Below are 14,664 nucleotides of genomic sequence, written 5' to 3'. Positions count from 1 at the left end.
GTGCCGCCCTCGGGCGTTCACGCTCTCCCGCCGCGGCCGCCCGGGCCGCGGCGGGACAGGTGATCAGGAGTTGCTGAACGCGTCGCGCAGCCGCATCTCGTTGTGGCCGTTGCCGTCGTAGTCGTCCGAGTACGTCAGCGCGAGCCGGCCGTTCGAAGCGACGGCCACGGCCGGGCCGCCCTGGCCGCCGCCGGTCACCACGTTCATCCGGGTGGCGGGGAACCTGCCGGTCGTCGTGCCGTCGGCGTTGAAGCCGCGGGCCCACACGTCGTCCTTGCCCGCGTACAGGGTGGCCGGGTTGCCGACGAGCACGTCGAAGGCCTCCTTCCACGCGACGACGAAGGTGCCGTCGTCGGCGACCGTGACATCGGCGTCCGTCTGGTCGGAGATCGGCCGCTTGCCGTCGACGTAGGGACCGCTGCTCGTGCCGTCCTCGGTGGTCCGCTGGTCCGCCGCCGCGGGGCTGCCGGCCGCCGAGAAGAAGCGCTGGTTGATCCGCTGCGGCCGGACCAGGGTGCCCGCGCCCGTGGTGTACTCGTCCGTCCAGGCCACGACGAACCGGCCGTCACCGGCGGAGGCCACCGCGGGCTTGGTCTGCTGTCCGTCGGTGAGGGAGTTGCCCACCTTGCGGGCCACGGTGAAGCCGCCCGAGGTGTTGAGCTTGGCGACACCGATGTTGAGGCCGCCGTTGCCGTCCGCGTCCTCCTCCCAGGCGATCACGGTGTTCCCGGCGTTGTCGATCGCCGCGTCGGGCCGCCGGTTCGATCCGGCCGCACCGGAGTTGATCGTGCTGACCTGGACGTCCTGGTAGCGCAGCGCGCCGGTCGCGGACCAACTGCTCGCGTACACCTGGTTGAGGGTCGAGCCGTCGGCCGTGTTCTCCCAGGCGACGCTGTAGGAGCCGTCGCCGGCCACCGCGACCGTCGGCCGCAGCTGGTCCCCGTCACCGGAGGCGTGCGGACGCGGCAGGGTGGTGACCGTGCCGTCCGGGGTCACCTTGCGCACCGCGATGTCGGCGTACTTGTTGCCGTCGTCGTCCTTGGCCCACACGACGATCGCGTTGCCCTGGTCGTCCACGCCGACGTCGGGCTTCTGGTGCGACCAGGTCGTGCCGGTACCGGTGTTGCCGTTGCTCAGCAGCTTCTCGTCCCACAGCGGCGCACCGTCCTTGTACAGGCGCAGGTACACGTCGGTGCCCAGCTCGCTGTCCGAGGAGTCGTGCCGGTCGCCCTGCTCGTAGGCCACCGCGGTGTAGACGGACGAGGTGCCGCCGGAGGCGACGGCGCTGTAGTGCTGGTCGCCGTTCGCGTTCACGTTGACCCGGGAGTAGTGCTGCGACGTCGAGCCGTACTTCGCGGCGTCGAGGTCGACCGCGCTCGCGCGCACCTTGTTGAAGTTGGCGACGTAGGCCTGGTAGGTGCCCGCGTCGTCGATGCGCAGAATCGTCTCGTCGTTCGTCTTCAGCGAGCCCGCGGTCCAGTTGTGGGAGCCCGTGTACACGTGCTGGACCTGGGTGCCGTCGCTCTTCTTCCACTCCGTCAGCAGGTACTTGGAGTGGGTGGTGCCGTGGTTGCAGGAGGCCCCTGCGGAGGTCTTGTAGCGGCAGCCGCCGGGGCGGTTGCCGTAGGCCGCGATGTCGAGGGCGGTCAGGTCGTTGATGCCGTCGTTGCCGCCGCCGTCACTGAGGTCGCGGGCGTTCGCGTCGACGCTGCATCCCTGGGACCGCTTCGTCGCCAGGGCGTCGTAGACGGCCGGGCGGGTGGTCCGCTGGTCGAGTTCGGCGGCCGAGATCCTGATCTTTCCGTCGTTCGAGCAGTCGACCTGGTCGATGAACGAGGCGAGGATGTCGGCGTTGCCGTAGTGGGCGGCGTCCGAGGCGGTGTCGCGCGGGGAGAAGTACGCCTCGACCGGGGAGCTCGGGTCGCCGGTGGAGTAGTCGTACGTCGTGTGCAGGCTGTCGCCGGCGTGCTTCACCTGGTCGTTGAAGTGCGCGCGGTACCGGGACGCGAGGGTCGCGTTGCCGGACACGACGACCGCGTTGTTGATCTCGCCGTCCTGGCCGCCCGCGAGGTTCTGCGAGGCCTGCCAGACGACGTTCTTGCGTCCGTCGGTGAGCGAGTCGAGCACGAGGTACTTGTCGTGGTCGATCGCGTTCGTGTCACCCGAGCCGTTGCCCAGGCAGCCGCGGGAGCACCAGGTGAGGGTGGAGTTGCCGGTCAGCGCGAGGCTGTCCAGGTCGCTGCTGGGCCGGTTCGCCGACTCCGAGATGATGCGCAGCGTGACGCCGCGGGTCTGGGCGGCGGTGAGCTTCGCCCGCAGGTCCGAGCTGTTGAACCAGTACATGCCCATGTACAGGGTCGAGCTGGGAGCCGCGAGGTCGATCAGGTCGCCGACCGAGGTGTTGATCGAGGAGTCGTAGGTCGTGGGCTTGGGGTAGTTGAAGACCGATGTGTAGTTCCCGGAGACCACGGTCTCCGCCTGGGCGGTGGCCGGAGCGAGCAGTGTCGCGCCGAGCGCCAGGGGCGCGGCGAGGGCCGCCATCCGTCTTATGTGTCTGCCCATCAGGGTCCTTTTGTTCGCACGGTGTTCGAAGCGATCACACCTTATAGACAGGCGTGAACCGCTCTTCACGGGAGCTTCGGGCCGTGGGGGTTTTGGAGTCGCGGACGGGGACCAGGGTCGGGTGATCGTCCGCGGCCGACGTACGGGACGGGCGCCTCGGCCAGGTCATGGGGCGCGAGGGCGGTTACGTGCAGCTGCGGCCGGTGGGCGGCGGGTGTGAGTGGGACTGTCCGCCTGAGTGGGTGGGGGAGCCCGCGAGCGTATCCGGGATCACACGGGCCGGGGCCGTAGGAAGGAATGCGGGGGTACGCGGGGCGGTTGGGGTTGATGCATACGCACATATCTCATGCCCTCTTTTTCCCCGTTCCGAGGAGCCCCGCGTGACCGTCACCACCGATGCCACCGACCGCGCCGCACAGATCCTGTCCCGGCCGGTCACCCTCAACGGCCTGACCGTCCCGAACCGGATCGTGATGGCGCCGATGACCCGGCAGTTCTCCCCCGGCGGCATCCCCGGTGAGGACGTGGCCTCGTACTACGCCCGCCGCGCCGCCGCGGGTGTCGGCCTGATCGTCACCGAGGGCACGTACGTGGGGCACGAGTCGGCCGGGCAGAGCGACAGCATTCCGCGCTTCCACGGCGAGGAGCAGCTGGCCGGCTGGTCGAAGGTCGCCGACGCCGTGCACGCCGCCGGCGGCACGATCGTGCCGCAGCTGTGGCACATCGGCATGGTGCGCGGCGCGGGCGAGCCGCCGTTCGCGGACGCCCCGCCGGTCGGCCCGTCCGGCATAGGCACCGAGGGCGCCGAGGTCACCGGCAAGGCCATGACCCAGCAGGACCTGGACGACGTCATCGAGGCGTTCGCGAAGGCGGCGGCCGACGCCGAGCGCATCGGCTTCGACGGCGTGGAACTGCACGGCGCGCACGGCTATCTGATCGACCAGTTCCTGTGGGCGGGCACCAACCGCCGCACCGACGCCTACGGTGGCGACCCGGTGGCCCGGACGAAGTTCGCGGCGGAGATCGTGGCCGCGGTCCGGTCGGCGGTCTCCCCCTCCTTCCCCGTGCTCTTCCGCTACTCGCAGTGGAAGCAGCAGGCGTACGACGCCCGCCTCGCCGAGACCCCGGAGGAGCTGGAGGCGATCCTGGCCCCGCTGGCGGCGGCGGGAGTGGACGCCTTCCACGCCTCCACGCGCCGCTACTGGCAGCCCGAGTTCGACGGCTCCGACCTCAACCTGGCCGGCTGGACCAAGAAGATCACCGGGAAGCCCGCCATCTCGGTCGGCTCGGTCGGCCTGAACGGCGAATTCCTCAAGGCCTTCCAGGGCGAGGGTTCCACCGTGCGGGGCATCGACGACCTCCTGGACCGTCTGGAGTCCGGGGAGTTCGACCTGGTCGCCATCGGCCGCGCCCTGCTCCAGGACCCGGAGTGGGCGGCGAAGGTACTGGCCGGACGGTTCTCCGAGCTGGCCGCGTACGACGCGTCCTCGCTGAAGACGCTGCACTGAGCCGAGCTGTTCGCGGTACGACGAGGGCGGTATTCCCGGCACCCGGGGGTACCGCCCTCGGGCGTGCTACAAGGTGGCGGTGCGGGCCCGGAGGTCAGGCGGTGGGGGGCGTGCGGGCGGCGATGAGGGTGATGTCGTCGCGGGTGTCGCCGAGGTCGTGCGCGAGCTGGGCGCAGAGCCGGTGCAGAGGCAGCTGGCGGTGGGTGGTGGCGTACTGGCGCAGGCGGGTCATGCCGACGTCGAACGGCTGCGCGCGGGATTCGACCAGGCCGTCGGTGTAGAGCAGGAGGGTGGCTCCGCCGGGCAGACGGGTGTGGGCGGTGGGGCGCTCCGCGGTGGGCCTGACTCCCAGCAGCATGGCGCGGGGGCCGGTGAGGTAGGTGGCCGTGCCGTCGGCGGTGATCAGCAGGGGTGGGGGGTGGCCGGCGACCGACCAGGCCAGGTCCCAGGTTCCGTCCGCGGTGGGGTGCAGGCGGGTGAGGATGGCGGTGGCGGAGTCGGCGAGGGTCAGACGGGCCTGGGCGGTGTCCAGGCGGCGCAGGATCTGGCCGGGGTTTTCCTCGGGGCGGTCGACGACCAGGGCGCGGAGCATGTTGCGCAGTTCGCTCATGCGGGAGGCGGCCTGGATGTCGTGTCCGGTGACGTCGCCGATGGCCATGGCCAGGTCGCCGTCCTCCAGGAGGAAGGCGTCGTACCAGTCCCCGCCGACTTCCGCTGCCCGCTGGGCGGGCTGGTAGTGGGCGGCCAGCTCCAGGCGCGGCACGGTGGGCAGGTCGGTGAGCAGGGCGCGCTGCAAGGTGGCGGCGATGTCGGCCTGGGCGGCGTGCAGGCGGGTGTTGTCCAGCCCGAGTGCCGCGCGGCGGGCCACTTCCTCGGCCAGGATCCGGTCGGCTTCGTTGAACGGCGGGCTGGCCGGCGCGCGGACCAGCGTCAGGGCCCCGAACGTGCTGGCGCGCAGCCGCAACGGGACCACGAGGGCCTCGTGGGCGTCCACCAGCGCGAACAGGTCTCTTCCCGGATATGCGGGTCCGGCCGGCAGCGGAGCGGTCAGGTGCTGCGTGCCGGCGCCGCCGAACACCCGGGACAGTGCCGCGTCGTGGGCGGGATGGCCCGGCAACGGCTCGCCGATGTCGTGCGGTCCGGAGGGCAGGACGCCGGGCAGGTGGTGGGTGGCGGCGGCGCGCCGGCGCGTGAGGCCGGCGGTCAGGTCGATCAGGGCGGTGTCCGCCAGGCGGGGCACCAGTTGCCGTACCAGCCGGCCCAGTGCCTCGTCCGCGTCCAGGGTGCTGACCATGGCCAGCGTCAGCTCGCTGAGCCAGGTGATCTCCGACAGGTCGTACTCGGCCTGTTCGCGCATGGTCTCGCTGTGCGCGTAGCGCCGGGCGCGGCGTCCGTCCCGCGCACGTCTGGCGGAGGCGTCGTGGAAGACGACCACCGCGCCCTTGTCGTATCCCATCTCCTCCGGCAGCGGAGCCGCGGACCACCACACCTGCACGGGGGTGCCATCGGCGCGCAAGAGCACGGCCCGGTCGCCGCTGATCCGCTTGCCGAGCACGATGTCGGCCAGGACCGGCCGCTGGGCAGGCAGACCGTTCTCGTCGCCTTCCATCGGGTGCAGCGTGTGGTGGGCGTCGACGCCGAGCAGCGTGCCCGGCGCATAGCCCAGCAGCCGCTCCGCCCACGGGTTGCAGGCGATCACCTTTCCCTGCCCGTCCACGGCGTACATGCCCGCGCCCACGGCTTCGAACAGCGCCGACGTCAACGCCTCGTTCGCGTCGAAGTCCTCGTCCCCGCCCGGGGAACTCTCCACGCAGCCCATTTTTGCCCTCCTGGGCCTCAGATTCTTTCCAGGCCCTTGGGCGTCGGGCCGTACGCGCACGCCGCCGGGACGTCACCGAACACCTCGACGGCGGCGTCCAGCCCGGTCAGCCTCAGCAGCTCGCGGACCTGCTCGCCGGGGCCCGCCAGCCGCAGCCTGCCGCCCAGTGCCCCGGCACGCCGCATCCCGTACACCACCACGCCGAGGCCCGCGGAGTCCATGAACGACACCTGTCCCAGATCCAGCACGATCAGTCCGTGATCCTCGGCGGTCAAGGAGTCCACCGCCTCACGCAGCGCCGGCGTCAGGTCGCAGTCCACCTCGCCGGTGAGGACCACCACTGCCCATTTCCCGCGGTCCTCGGACCGTCGCACGCTGGACATCGGAACCAACACGGTGGTTCCTCCTCACCCTGGAATCCCCCCATAGTCGCACCCGGGCCGGGCACACCAGGAGGCATCGGGTGCCCGGCGGCGCTCCTACGGGTTCCCGGCGGCGCTCCTACGGGTTCCCGGCGGCGCTCCTACGGGTTCCCAGCGGCGCTTCTACAGGTTTCCCATCGGCTCGATGTCCACCTTCAGGGGCTCGCCCCAGATGCGCAGGACCTCGTAGTCGGTGAACTCGTGCACCAGGCGGTAGGCCATCGCCGGGCGCGGGCCTCTGCGCTGCGCCGCGAGGTACTGCTCCGCCTCGCGCTTGTCCCGGCGCGGGGTGCCGCACAGCTGCCAGACCTGGCCGTTCCACAGCTCCGGGAGCCAGCGCTGCTGGGGCTGGGGGCGGTCGCCGCGCACCCCGTAGCGGGACTGGGCGCGCTCGGCGGTGCCGTCCGCGCCGGGCGGCCTGCCGTGCGGGTACGTGTCGTTCACCTGGGAGCGGCGGGCGGCGCGGCGGCGCGTCTCGCACAGCAGACACAGGTCGGGCGCGTCCTCGTCGACCGGGCCGTTCGGATGCTCGGCGCAGCGGGTGCTGGGCGCCGCCGCGCTGACGCTGTCCTCCAGCAGGTCGAGGGCCCGCTTCAGGTCGGCCTTGACCTCGTGCAGGCGCGCGTCGGGCGTCTGTGAGCTCAGTGCCTCGCCGTGCTCCCCGACGAGTCGCAGGGCGCGGCCCAGAGCGGTCAGTTGCGCGTGGTTCACAGGGTGCGGTTCCCTTCCGGGTCGTGCGGGGCGGCGGTGTCGGTCGGGGTGGTGGTCATGGCCGGTGCGGCGGTGCCGGTCGGTGCGGCGATATCAGTGCGTTCAGCCTCGCACACGCCACCGACAACGCCGAACGAGCCGAAGAAGTACGTCGCCCCGAACCCCACCGCGTACCCCGTCAGCAGGCCGCCGGCGTAGATCGCGGCGCTGGGGAGCAGGCCCCCGCTCCCCGCCAGCAGCGGAAACAGGGCCCAGCCCGACGGGCCGATCGCCGTCGAGCCGATCCGGTCGCCCAGCATCGAGAAGAGGCCCACGAAGGCGCCGCCCGCCGCGCCGCCCGCGCAGGCCGTGAGGAACGGGCGGCCGAGGGGGAGCGAGACGCCGTAGATCAGGGGTTCGCCCACGCCGAGCAGGCCCGCCGGGAGCGCCGACCGGATCGTCGTACGCAGGGAGTGGTCGTGGCGCAGCCGGACGTACACCGCGAGGGCCGCGCCGACCTGGCCCGCGCCCGCCATCGCCAGCACGGGGAGGAGGACCGTGTAGCCCTGCTGTTCGATGAGGGTGGTGTGGAGGGGGATGAGGGCCTGGTGCAGGCCCAGCATCACCAGGGGGAGGAACAGGCCGCCCAGGATCAGGCCGGCGAAGACGCCCGTCGTGGACAGGAGCCAGGTCGCCGCCGTGCCGATGGCCGACGTGGCCGCTCCGGCCGCGTACATCAGGCCGTACAGGGTCACCAGGCCGGTCAGCAGGACCGTGAGCGTGGGGGTGACGAGGACGTCCAGGGTGTCCGGGACCCAGGTGCGGCACCACTTCTCGACGTACGTTCCCAGGAGCGCGGCCGCCAGCGCGCCGAGGACACCGCCCTGGCCCGGGGACAGCGTCGTACCGAACACCGTCACCTTCGCCACCCCCGCGTACACGATCACCGCCGCCACCGCGCCGCCGAGGATCGGGGTGCCGCCGAACTCCTTCGCCGTGTGGTGACCGACGAAGACCGCGATCAGGGCCATGAAGCCGGAGGCGACGGCGGCGAGGGCGGGGGTGAGGGAGGGCAGCCACCCCAGGTTCAGGAGCAGGCCGTTCACGCCCGCGATGACGCCGCAGCCGATCAGGGCCGGGATCAGCGGGACGAAGATGTTGGCGATCCGGCGCAGGAGAAGGCGTACGGGGGTCGCGTGACGCTGCCGCTGAGCCGCCTTCAAGGCGGCGCCGCGCGCCGCGAGCCGGGCGGCCTCGGTACCGGGAGCGCTACCGCGAGCGGGGGGCTCGGCGGCTACCGGAGTCTCGGAGGTCGCCGGTCCCTCGGCGGCCGTCGGTGCTGCGGGCGTCGGGGCCCCGGCGGTCACCGGCAGCGCGTTCGCCGGTGCCTCGGTGGTTTCCGATGCCAGCAGTTTCTCGAATTCCGGGGTCACCTTCGCGACCGTTCCCGGGCCGAGGACGATCTGGTACGTGTCGTCGTCCACCACCCCCAGCACGGCCGGCAGCGCCCTGAGGGATTCCTCGTCCACCAGGGAGCGGTCGGCCAGGCCCAGGCGCAGGCGGGTCATGCAGTGGGCGACGGAGGTGACGTTCGCGGCGCCGCCGACCAGGGGGAGGATCGCGGCGGCCGTGGCTGAGTGAGGAGTGGTACGCACCTGCCGAGCGTGCTGCTCAGCGGGGCGCCGCCGCGAGCGCCGCGCGCAAATGGCCGTCGCTCTCCTCCAGAAGGCGGGCGGCGGTCGGTCCGTCGACCCCGCCCAGGATCGTGAGGATCGCGTTCTTCACCTCGCCGTCCGTGGCCGCGAGGGCCCGCTCGACCTCCTCGTCCGCCGCGCCCGTCGCCAGGGCCACGATGCGGCGGGAGCGGGCCCGCAGCTTCTCGTTCGAGGCGCGTACGTCGACCATCAGGTTCCCGTACGTCTTGCCGAGGCGGATCATCGTGATCGTCGACAGCATGTTGAGGACGAGCTTCTGGGCCGTGCCCGCCTTCAGCCGGGTGGAGCCGGTGAGCAGCTCGGGGCCGGCCACGATCTCGATGCCGTGGTCCGCGGCCGCCGCGAGCGCGCTGTCCGCGTTGCAGGACAGGCCGACGGTGAGGGCGCCCCGGGCCCGCGCGTACTCGACGGCGCCGATCGCGTACGGCGTGCGGCCGGAGGCGGAGACACCGACCACCGTGTCGTCCGCCGTCAGCCCGAGCCCGGCCAGGTCCCCGGCCGCCAGCTCCTTCGAGTCCTCGGCGCCCTCGATCGACGTCACCATGGCGCTCGGGCCGCCCGCGATCAGGCCCACGACCTCGGACGGGTCCGTGTTGAAGGTCGGCGGGCACTCGGACGCGTCCAGCACGCCGAGCCGGCCGGCCGTGCCCGCGCCCGCGTAGACCAGGCGGCCGCCCCGGGCCATCCGGTCGGCGACGGCGTCGATCGCGGCGGCGATCTGCGGGAGGCGGGCGGCGACCGCGGCGGGGACGGTCGCGTCCTCGCCGTTCATCAGCCGCGCGATCTCCAGGGTGGGCAACTGGTCGATCTCGGCGAGTTCGGGCCGGAACGCCTCGGTCGTCAGCGTCTCCAACTCGGCCTGAAGACTGCGGTGGTGGGACATGGATGTCATCTGGGGTGGCTCTTTCCACGTGCGGTGTGGTGTCGCGCCCCTCAGGGGCGCGGGGAACTGCGCGACCGGCCATGGGCGACCCGCGGCGTTCAGTCCTTCCGGTCTACCGCGGAGCGCTACCGCGGAGTGTTGCGGTGCCGGTGCGCCAGCGCCTCGTACGAGGCGGACAGGGCCGGCGCCGCCGTCTCGTACGTCCGCTGCGCCACTCCCACGAACAGGCAGTCCACGACGAGCAGTTGACTGGTGCGGGACGACATCGCGGCCGGGCGCAGCTCGCTCTCGCGCGCCGTCGACGTGGTCAGGATGTGGTCCGCGTACTGCGTGACGGGCCCGTCCGGACGGCCGGTGACCGCGACCGTCGTCGCCCCGCGCTCGAAGGCGACCCGGAGGGGTTCGATGACGTCGCCGGTCGAGCCGGAGTGCGTGATCGCGATCGCCACGTCCTTGGCGCGCAACTGCACGGCGTTGGTGACGGCGAGGTGCGGATCGCTGTGCGCGTGGGCTATCAGGCCTATGCGCAGCAGCTTCTGCGTGAGGTCCTGGGCGACGAGACCGGAGGCCCCCACGCCGTACACGTCGACGCGGCGGGCGGCCGCGAGGGCGGTAACGGCCGCGCCGAGCTGGACGGTGTCGAGCGCGGCCGCGGTGTCGGCGAGGGTCTGCTGCTCGTCGTACGCGAGCTTGGCGACCACGTCCGCGATGGGGTCGTCGACCGCTATGTCCGCCGTGACGGCGGGCGCGCGGCCCGACTGCTGCTGGGCGGCGAGACCGGCGAGCGCGAGGCGCAGGTCGCGGTAGCCGGGGTAGCCGAGGACGCGGGCGGTGCGTACCACCGTGGCCTCGCTGGTGCCGGTGAGCTCGGCGAGGCCGGTGACGGTGAGGGCGGCGCAGCCGGCCGGGTCGCCGGCGACGGCTTCGGCGACCCGCTGCATGGAGCGGGTCATCGACGGCGCGAGCGTGCGCACCTTGGCCGCGAGCGCGGCGGGGGCGGGCGGCGCCCCGCCGGTCGTGCCCGCGAAAATTTCCTTCACGTCATGGGTCACGCCATGAAAGATATTTTCTGTTCGGAGCTACGGTCAAGAGTGCGCACAATGGATGCATGGACCCCATCAGCCCCCTGGAGCAGGCGTTGCACGCGGCTCGCGCCCTGGTGCTCGCCGATCTGGTCGCGGGCCAGGTCGCCGAGGCGGACGTCGTCTCCCTCGTCGAGGAGTCCGTCGTGGAGCGCCGCTGGTGGCTCGAGCAGTGGCCGGACGGCGCGGACTACGTGGCCGGGCTGGTCGCGCAGGACGTGCAGGACGCGCTGCTGGAGCGGTACGGCCGCTGGCCGCTGTGCCCGGTGTGCGGCGCCGGCGACCCGCACGCGCTCGACGTCGAGCCGGAGCTCGGCCCCGACCCGCACTGGGTGTGCCACAAGGCGGGCGTGAAGGTCGCGTCGGTGGGGACGCTGGGGTCGGCGACAGGCGGGAAGTCGTCCTCGTGACGCTGTACATCGATCCACCCACCTGGCCGGGGCACGGACACCTGTGGTCCCACCTGGTCAGCGACGTCTCGTTCGACGAACTGCGCCTGTTCGCCGACGGGCTGGGCGTCCCCCGGCGGGCCTTCGAGCGCGACCACTACGACCTTCCCTCCCACCGGTACGCGGACGCGGTGCGGGCGGGGGCGCTGGAGGTCAGCAGCCGCGAGGTCGTACGACTGCTGCACGCGTCCGGGCTGCGCAGGCCGAAGCACCGGGGTCCCGCGGGCCCGGTCAGTCGCTGAATACCCCGTCCGAGGCCGACGCGCGACCCTGTCCCTGTCCCTGTCCCTGTCTCTGCCCCCGCTCCCGTTCCCGCCCCCGCTCCCGCGTCTCGCGCAGCAGGATCGAGAGCGGTTCGCGGATTCCCGTCGACACCGGGCGGCGCAGGACGGCCGCACCCCGGCGCTCCACCTCGTTCAGACGGTGTTCCCAGAGGGACAGTCCGGCCCGGACCAGGGGCTGGTAGTCGGGGGTGGCGATCTCCAGGACGCCGTGCGCCTCGGTCAGCGCCGCACGCGTCCTGGCGCAGGTCTCGGCGATCAGCCGCCGTACCCCGTACGTGTCCCGCGCCCCCGCCAGATCGGTCACCGTGACCCCGTGCCGCGTCAGGTCCTCGCGCGGCAGGCACAGCCGCCCCGCACGCAGGTCGGTGTGCAGATCGGTCAGGAAGTCCAGGCGCTGGCTGGCGTCGGCGAAGGGGCGCCAGCGCGCGCGGACGGCCGGGTCGCCGCCCCCCGGGTACTGGAGCCCCGTACTGATCATCAGGAACGGCAGCGTGAGGCGGTCCACGTACGCCTGGTAGGCCGCCTCGGTCTCGAAGCCGGTGAACTCCAGGTCGCCCGCCGTCCCTTCGAGATACTCCAGGACGCCGCCCGGGGACTGCTCGCACACGGCCGCGGTGTGGGCGTAGGCCCGCAGTACCGGGAAGCGGGACCGGCCGGTGTCCAGCGCCGTGCGGGTCGCCTCACGCCATCGCCCGAACGCAGCGGTGCGCACGGCGACGGGGCGCTCGGCGTCCACGATGTCGTCGGTGGCGCAGGAGAACGCGGTGGCGGCCACCAGGTGCGGCTGCAACCGGGCGGGCAGCAGGGCGCGGACGGCCGCGTAGCCGGCGGTCTCGCGGGTCAGGAGCCGCCGGGCGGCGGTGGTGTAGTCGCGGCGCAGTTTGGCTGTCGTGATCCCGGCCGAGTCCAGGGCGCGCTGCCAGGGTGTCCGCACGGCGCCGGACGTCTTCGTCACCTTCACTGTGCCGCTCCGCTGGTCCCGCGGTCGTCGAGCCGCGCCAGTTCCTCCCGCAGGTTCTCCCGGGCCCGCTCCTCCCACTCCCGCTCCCCGTACGGCGTCCTGAACAGCCTGGGCAGGTCCAGGAGTTGGCGCAGTACCGCCGCGCGGCCCGCCCGGAACGAGTCGTCCGGAACGAACGCGTACTCCTCGCGGACCGCGGCCGCGTACGCCGCGTACGTCTTCGGCGGTGCCGCCAGGATCGCCAGGTCGGCATCGCACAGCACCCGGCCGTCGCGGTCGTCGTCGGCCGGGTCGTGGGTGACGGTGAGGCGGACGAGGCGGGCGACCTCCGCGGTCCTCGCCCCGGACACCCCGGCCTCGGGGAGCGCGCGCTCGGCGAGGCGGGCGGAACGCTCCTCGTTCTCCGAGCGGTCGGGGAAGTAGACCGCGTCGTGGAACCAGGCGGCCAGACGCACCACGTCGGGGTCGTCCGCGTACTCCGCCAGCAGGTCGACGCGATCGAGGACCGCCGCGAGGTGCTCGACCGTGTGGTAGCGCCGCTGCGGCTCCGACCAGCGACGCAGCAGGTTCTCGCCGTACGGCGCCGGATCGGGTTGGGCGGCGCCGCCCCGCGCCCCGACCAGGGCGCCGAGCCAGCGGCGGTGCAGTGCGTCGTGATCGACCATGCGCCTCATTCTCCCGTCCGCGCCGGTGGGCCCCTAGCGTGGGAGGCATGACGATCGCAGACCGGTATGACGACGTACGAGACCCCGAGCTTCCCGGCCGCCTCCTGAGCACCGAGCGCGACGCCCTGATTCCCCTCCTGCGGGCCCGTCCCGACGGCGACTTCGCGCTGCGGACCGCCTGTCCCGGGTGGACGGTGCGGCATGTGCTCGCGCACTGTTCGGCCGCGCTGACGCGGGTGGTGGAGAGCCGTTTCGAGGAGGGCGTGTTCAGTCCCGAGGCGAACGAGCGGGACATCGCCGAGCGCGGTGACTGGACGAACACGCAGGTCGTCGACGAGCTGGAACGCGGCATGACCGAGGCGGGGGCCGTGATCGCCAAGGCGGGCGGCGCCCTCGACATGGTCGCGCTCGGCGAGTGGGTGCACGCGGGCGACGTGCGCGAGGCGTTCGGGGAGCCGGGGGCGTACGGGGGCGGCGGGCTGGCGCACGCGCTCCTGCTGCTCGCCCACGTCAGCCGCGAGAAGCGGCACGTCCCGCTGCACGCCGACCTCGACGACCTCGACGAGCCGCTGCTGCTGGGCGACGCGGCCGGGGACCGGACCCCGGCGCGCTACATCGGCGACGCCCCGACCCTCGTACGGCTGTACGCGGGCCGCCCGCTCGTCGGCACGCGGTACGAACTCGCGGGGGCGGGGGAGCGGGAGCTGAACATCTTCGGACGCTGACCGGCCGGCTTCCGGCGGGCACGGCTTTTGGCGGACTCGGCTTCCGGCGGACACGGTGGCCGGCGTTCGCGGTGGCTGGTTCGACCCGCTCCCGGTGATCTTCTCGCGGGCGCGGCGCGTACGGGCGTAGTCTTGGAGATTGGACTAGACCTGTAGCCGCTCCGAGGAGAACCAACGGAAGGGGTCCTATGAGCACGCGTGCAGTCCTGGAGGTGATCGCCCTCGACGCCGAGGACGCGGTCGCCGCCCAGGCCGGAGGCGCGGACCGCCTCGAACTGGTCGCGGACATGTCCGCCGACGGGCTGACCCCGCCGGTGGAGACCTTCGCCCGGATCCGGGCCGCCGTCGACATCGCGCTGCGCGTGATGCTGCGGCCGGCGGACGGGTTCGCGGCGGGGGACGCCGACCGGTTCGCCGCGCTCGTCCGCGCCGCCGGGGAGCTGCGGGCCGCGGGCGCCGACGAGTTCGTGTTCGGGTTCCTCGGTGAGGACGGCGGTGCCGACCTCGACGCCGTGGAGCGGCTGGTCGCCGACCTGGACGGCTGCCACTGGACCTTCCACCGCGCGATCGACCGCGCCGCCGACCGCGACGCCCTGCGCAAGCAGCTCGCGGATCTGCCGGGGCTCGACGCGTACCTCACGGCGGGGTCGGCCGACGGCGTGGACGACGGTCTGCCCACCCTGCTCGCCGAGGCCGCCCGCAGCGGCGAGCCCGGCTACACCCAGCGGCTCCTCGTCGGCGGCGGCCTGCGTCTCGACCACGTCCCGCGGCTGCGCGCCGCCGGCATCGACGCCTTCCACATCGGCGGCGCGGCCCGCCCGGCCGGCTGGTCCGGGCCGGTCTCGGCACAGGCCGTACAGGAGTGGCGGACCGCCGTCGACGCGTGACCGCGCGTGGCC

14 protein-coding genes are annotated in these 14,664 nt (G+C 72.9%); 5 read left to right on the top strand and 9 right to left on the bottom strand.

Features of this window, described 5'->3' with window-relative positions:
- Positions 1-63: 63 nt before the first annotated feature.
- Positions 64-2,562 carry a phospholipase D-like domain-containing protein gene (locus tag SAVERM_RS20280; RefSeq protein ID WP_037644678.1) on the bottom strand — a complete coding sequence of 833 codons (2,499 nt, stop codon included), beginning with the start codon at positions 2,560-2,562 and terminating at the stop codon, positions 64-66.
- A 380-nt stretch (positions 2,563-2,942) separates the two neighbouring features.
- Here SAVERM_RS20280 and SAVERM_RS20275 point away from each other — a divergent pair, with 380 nt between their 5' ends.
- Positions 2,943-4,070, top strand: coding sequence for an NADH:flavin oxidoreductase (locus SAVERM_RS20275; protein WP_010985360.1), 1,128 nt, complete (start codon positions 2,943-2,945; stop codon positions 4,068-4,070).
- Positions 4,071-4,164: 94 nt separating this feature from the next.
- Here SAVERM_RS20275 and SAVERM_RS20270 read toward each other — a convergent pair whose 3' ends face one another.
- From SAVERM_RS20270 to SAVERM_RS20245, 6 genes are all read right to left on the bottom strand, one after another.
- Positions 4,165-5,880, bottom strand: coding sequence for a SpoIIE family protein phosphatase (locus SAVERM_RS20270; RefSeq protein ID WP_159028995.1), 1,716 nt, complete (start codon positions 5,878-5,880; stop codon positions 4,165-4,167).
- Between the two features lie 26 nt (positions 5,881-5,906).
- Positions 5,907-6,263 carry an STAS domain-containing protein gene (locus SAVERM_RS20265; RefSeq protein WP_159045180.1) on the bottom strand — a complete coding sequence of 119 codons (357 nt, stop codon included), beginning with the start codon at positions 6,261-6,263 and terminating at the stop codon, positions 5,907-5,909.
- Positions 6,264-6,434: 171 nt separating this feature from the next.
- The gene (locus SAVERM_RS20260) at positions 6,435-7,022 is read right to left on the bottom strand and encodes a hypothetical protein (RefSeq protein ID WP_010985357.1); all 588 of its coding nucleotides are present in this window, start codon (positions 7,020-7,022) and stop codon (positions 6,435-6,437) included.
- The gene (locus SAVERM_RS20255) at positions 7,019-8,656 is read right to left on the bottom strand and encodes a PTS transporter subunit EIIC (protein ID WP_010985356.1); all 1,638 of its coding nucleotides are present in this window, start codon (positions 8,654-8,656) and stop codon (positions 7,019-7,021) included. The genes SAVERM_RS20260 and SAVERM_RS20255 overlap by 4 nt, the downstream gene beginning before the upstream one ends.
- A 16-nt stretch (positions 8,657-8,672) precedes the next feature.
- A complete protein-coding gene (gene murQ, locus SAVERM_RS20250; protein ID WP_010985355.1) occupies positions 8,673-9,608 on the bottom strand; it encodes an N-acetylmuramic acid 6-phosphate etherase in 936 nt (311 codons plus the stop codon).
- A 116-nt stretch (positions 9,609-9,724) separates the two neighbouring features.
- Complete coding sequence (locus SAVERM_RS20245) at positions 9,725-10,651, bottom strand: MurR/RpiR family transcriptional regulator (protein WP_010985354.1); 927 nt, start codon at positions 10,649-10,651, stop codon at positions 9,725-9,727.
- Between the two features lie 56 nt (positions 10,652-10,707).
- Between SAVERM_RS20245 and SAVERM_RS20240 the strand changes: the two genes are divergently transcribed.
- Together SAVERM_RS20240 and SAVERM_RS20235 are read left to right on the top strand one after the other, a co-directional pair.
- Positions 10,708-11,091, top strand: a complete 384-nt coding sequence (locus SAVERM_RS20240) for a hypothetical protein (protein WP_010985353.1) — start codon at positions 10,708-10,710, stop codon at positions 11,089-11,091.
- Positions 11,088-11,372: a DUF4031 domain-containing protein gene (locus SAVERM_RS20235; RefSeq protein ID WP_010985352.1), complete on the top strand. Its 285-nt coding sequence runs from the start codon at positions 11,088-11,090 to the stop codon at positions 11,370-11,372. Before SAVERM_RS20240 ends, SAVERM_RS20235 begins: the two co-directional genes overlap by 4 nt.
- Here the strand turns inward: SAVERM_RS20235 and SAVERM_RS20230 are convergent.
- A complete protein-coding gene (locus tag SAVERM_RS20230; RefSeq protein WP_159028996.1) occupies positions 11,362-12,369 on the bottom strand; it encodes a phytoene/squalene synthase family protein in 1,008 nt (335 codons plus the stop codon). The genes SAVERM_RS20235 and SAVERM_RS20230 overlap by 11 nt on opposite strands.
- Before the next feature lie 2 nt (positions 12,370-12,371).
- Complete coding sequence (locus SAVERM_RS20225) at positions 12,372-13,040, bottom strand: HD domain-containing protein (protein ID WP_037644679.1); 669 nt, start codon at positions 13,038-13,040, stop codon at positions 12,372-12,374.
- A 47-nt stretch (positions 13,041-13,087) separates the two neighbouring features.
- Here SAVERM_RS20225 and SAVERM_RS20220 point away from each other — a divergent pair, with 47 nt between their 5' ends.
- Both SAVERM_RS20220 and SAVERM_RS20215 read left to right on the top strand, forming a co-directional pair.
- Positions 13,088-13,765 carry a maleylpyruvate isomerase family mycothiol-dependent enzyme gene (locus SAVERM_RS20220; RefSeq protein WP_010985349.1) on the top strand — a complete coding sequence of 226 codons (678 nt, stop codon included), beginning with the start codon at positions 13,088-13,090 and terminating at the stop codon, positions 13,763-13,765.
- A 188-nt stretch (positions 13,766-13,953) separates the two neighbouring features.
- On the top strand, positions 13,954-14,652 hold the full coding sequence (locus SAVERM_RS20215; protein WP_010985348.1) for a copper homeostasis protein CutC: 699 nt from the start codon (positions 13,954-13,956) through the stop codon (positions 14,650-14,652).
- Positions 14,653-14,664: the final 12 nt, after the last annotated feature.

It is taken from the genome of Streptomyces avermitilis MA-4680 = NBRC 14893, assembly GCF_000009765.2.
Lineage (GTDB): Bacteria > Actinomycetota > Actinomycetes > Streptomycetales > Streptomycetaceae > Streptomyces > Streptomyces avermitilis.
This window is presented reverse-complemented; position numbering and strand designations above follow the sequence as displayed.

Bases quoted from the DNA above. Each gene is read 5' to 3' on its own strand.
- SAVERM_RS20280 (WP_037644678.1), bottom strand. From the start codon at position 2,562: ATGGGCAGACACATAAGACGGATGGCGGCCCTCGCCGCGCCCCTGGCG.
- murQ (WP_010985355.1), bottom strand. From the start codon at position 9,608: ATGACATCCATGTCCCACCACCGCAGTCTTCAGGCCGAGTTGGAGACG.
- SAVERM_RS20240 (WP_010985353.1), top strand. From the start codon at position 10,708: ATGGACCCCATCAGCCCCCTGGAGCAGGCGTTGCACGCGGCTCGCGCC.
- SAVERM_RS20225 (WP_037644679.1), bottom strand. From the start codon at position 13,040: ATGGTCGATCACGACGCACTGCACCGCCGCTGGCTCGGCGCCCTGGTC.
- SAVERM_RS20220 (WP_010985349.1), top strand. From the start codon at position 13,088: ATGACGATCGCAGACCGGTATGACGACGTACGAGACCCCGAGCTTCCC.
- SAVERM_RS20215 (WP_010985348.1), top strand. From the start codon at position 13,954: ATGAGCACGCGTGCAGTCCTGGAGGTGATCGCCCTCGACGCCGAGGAC.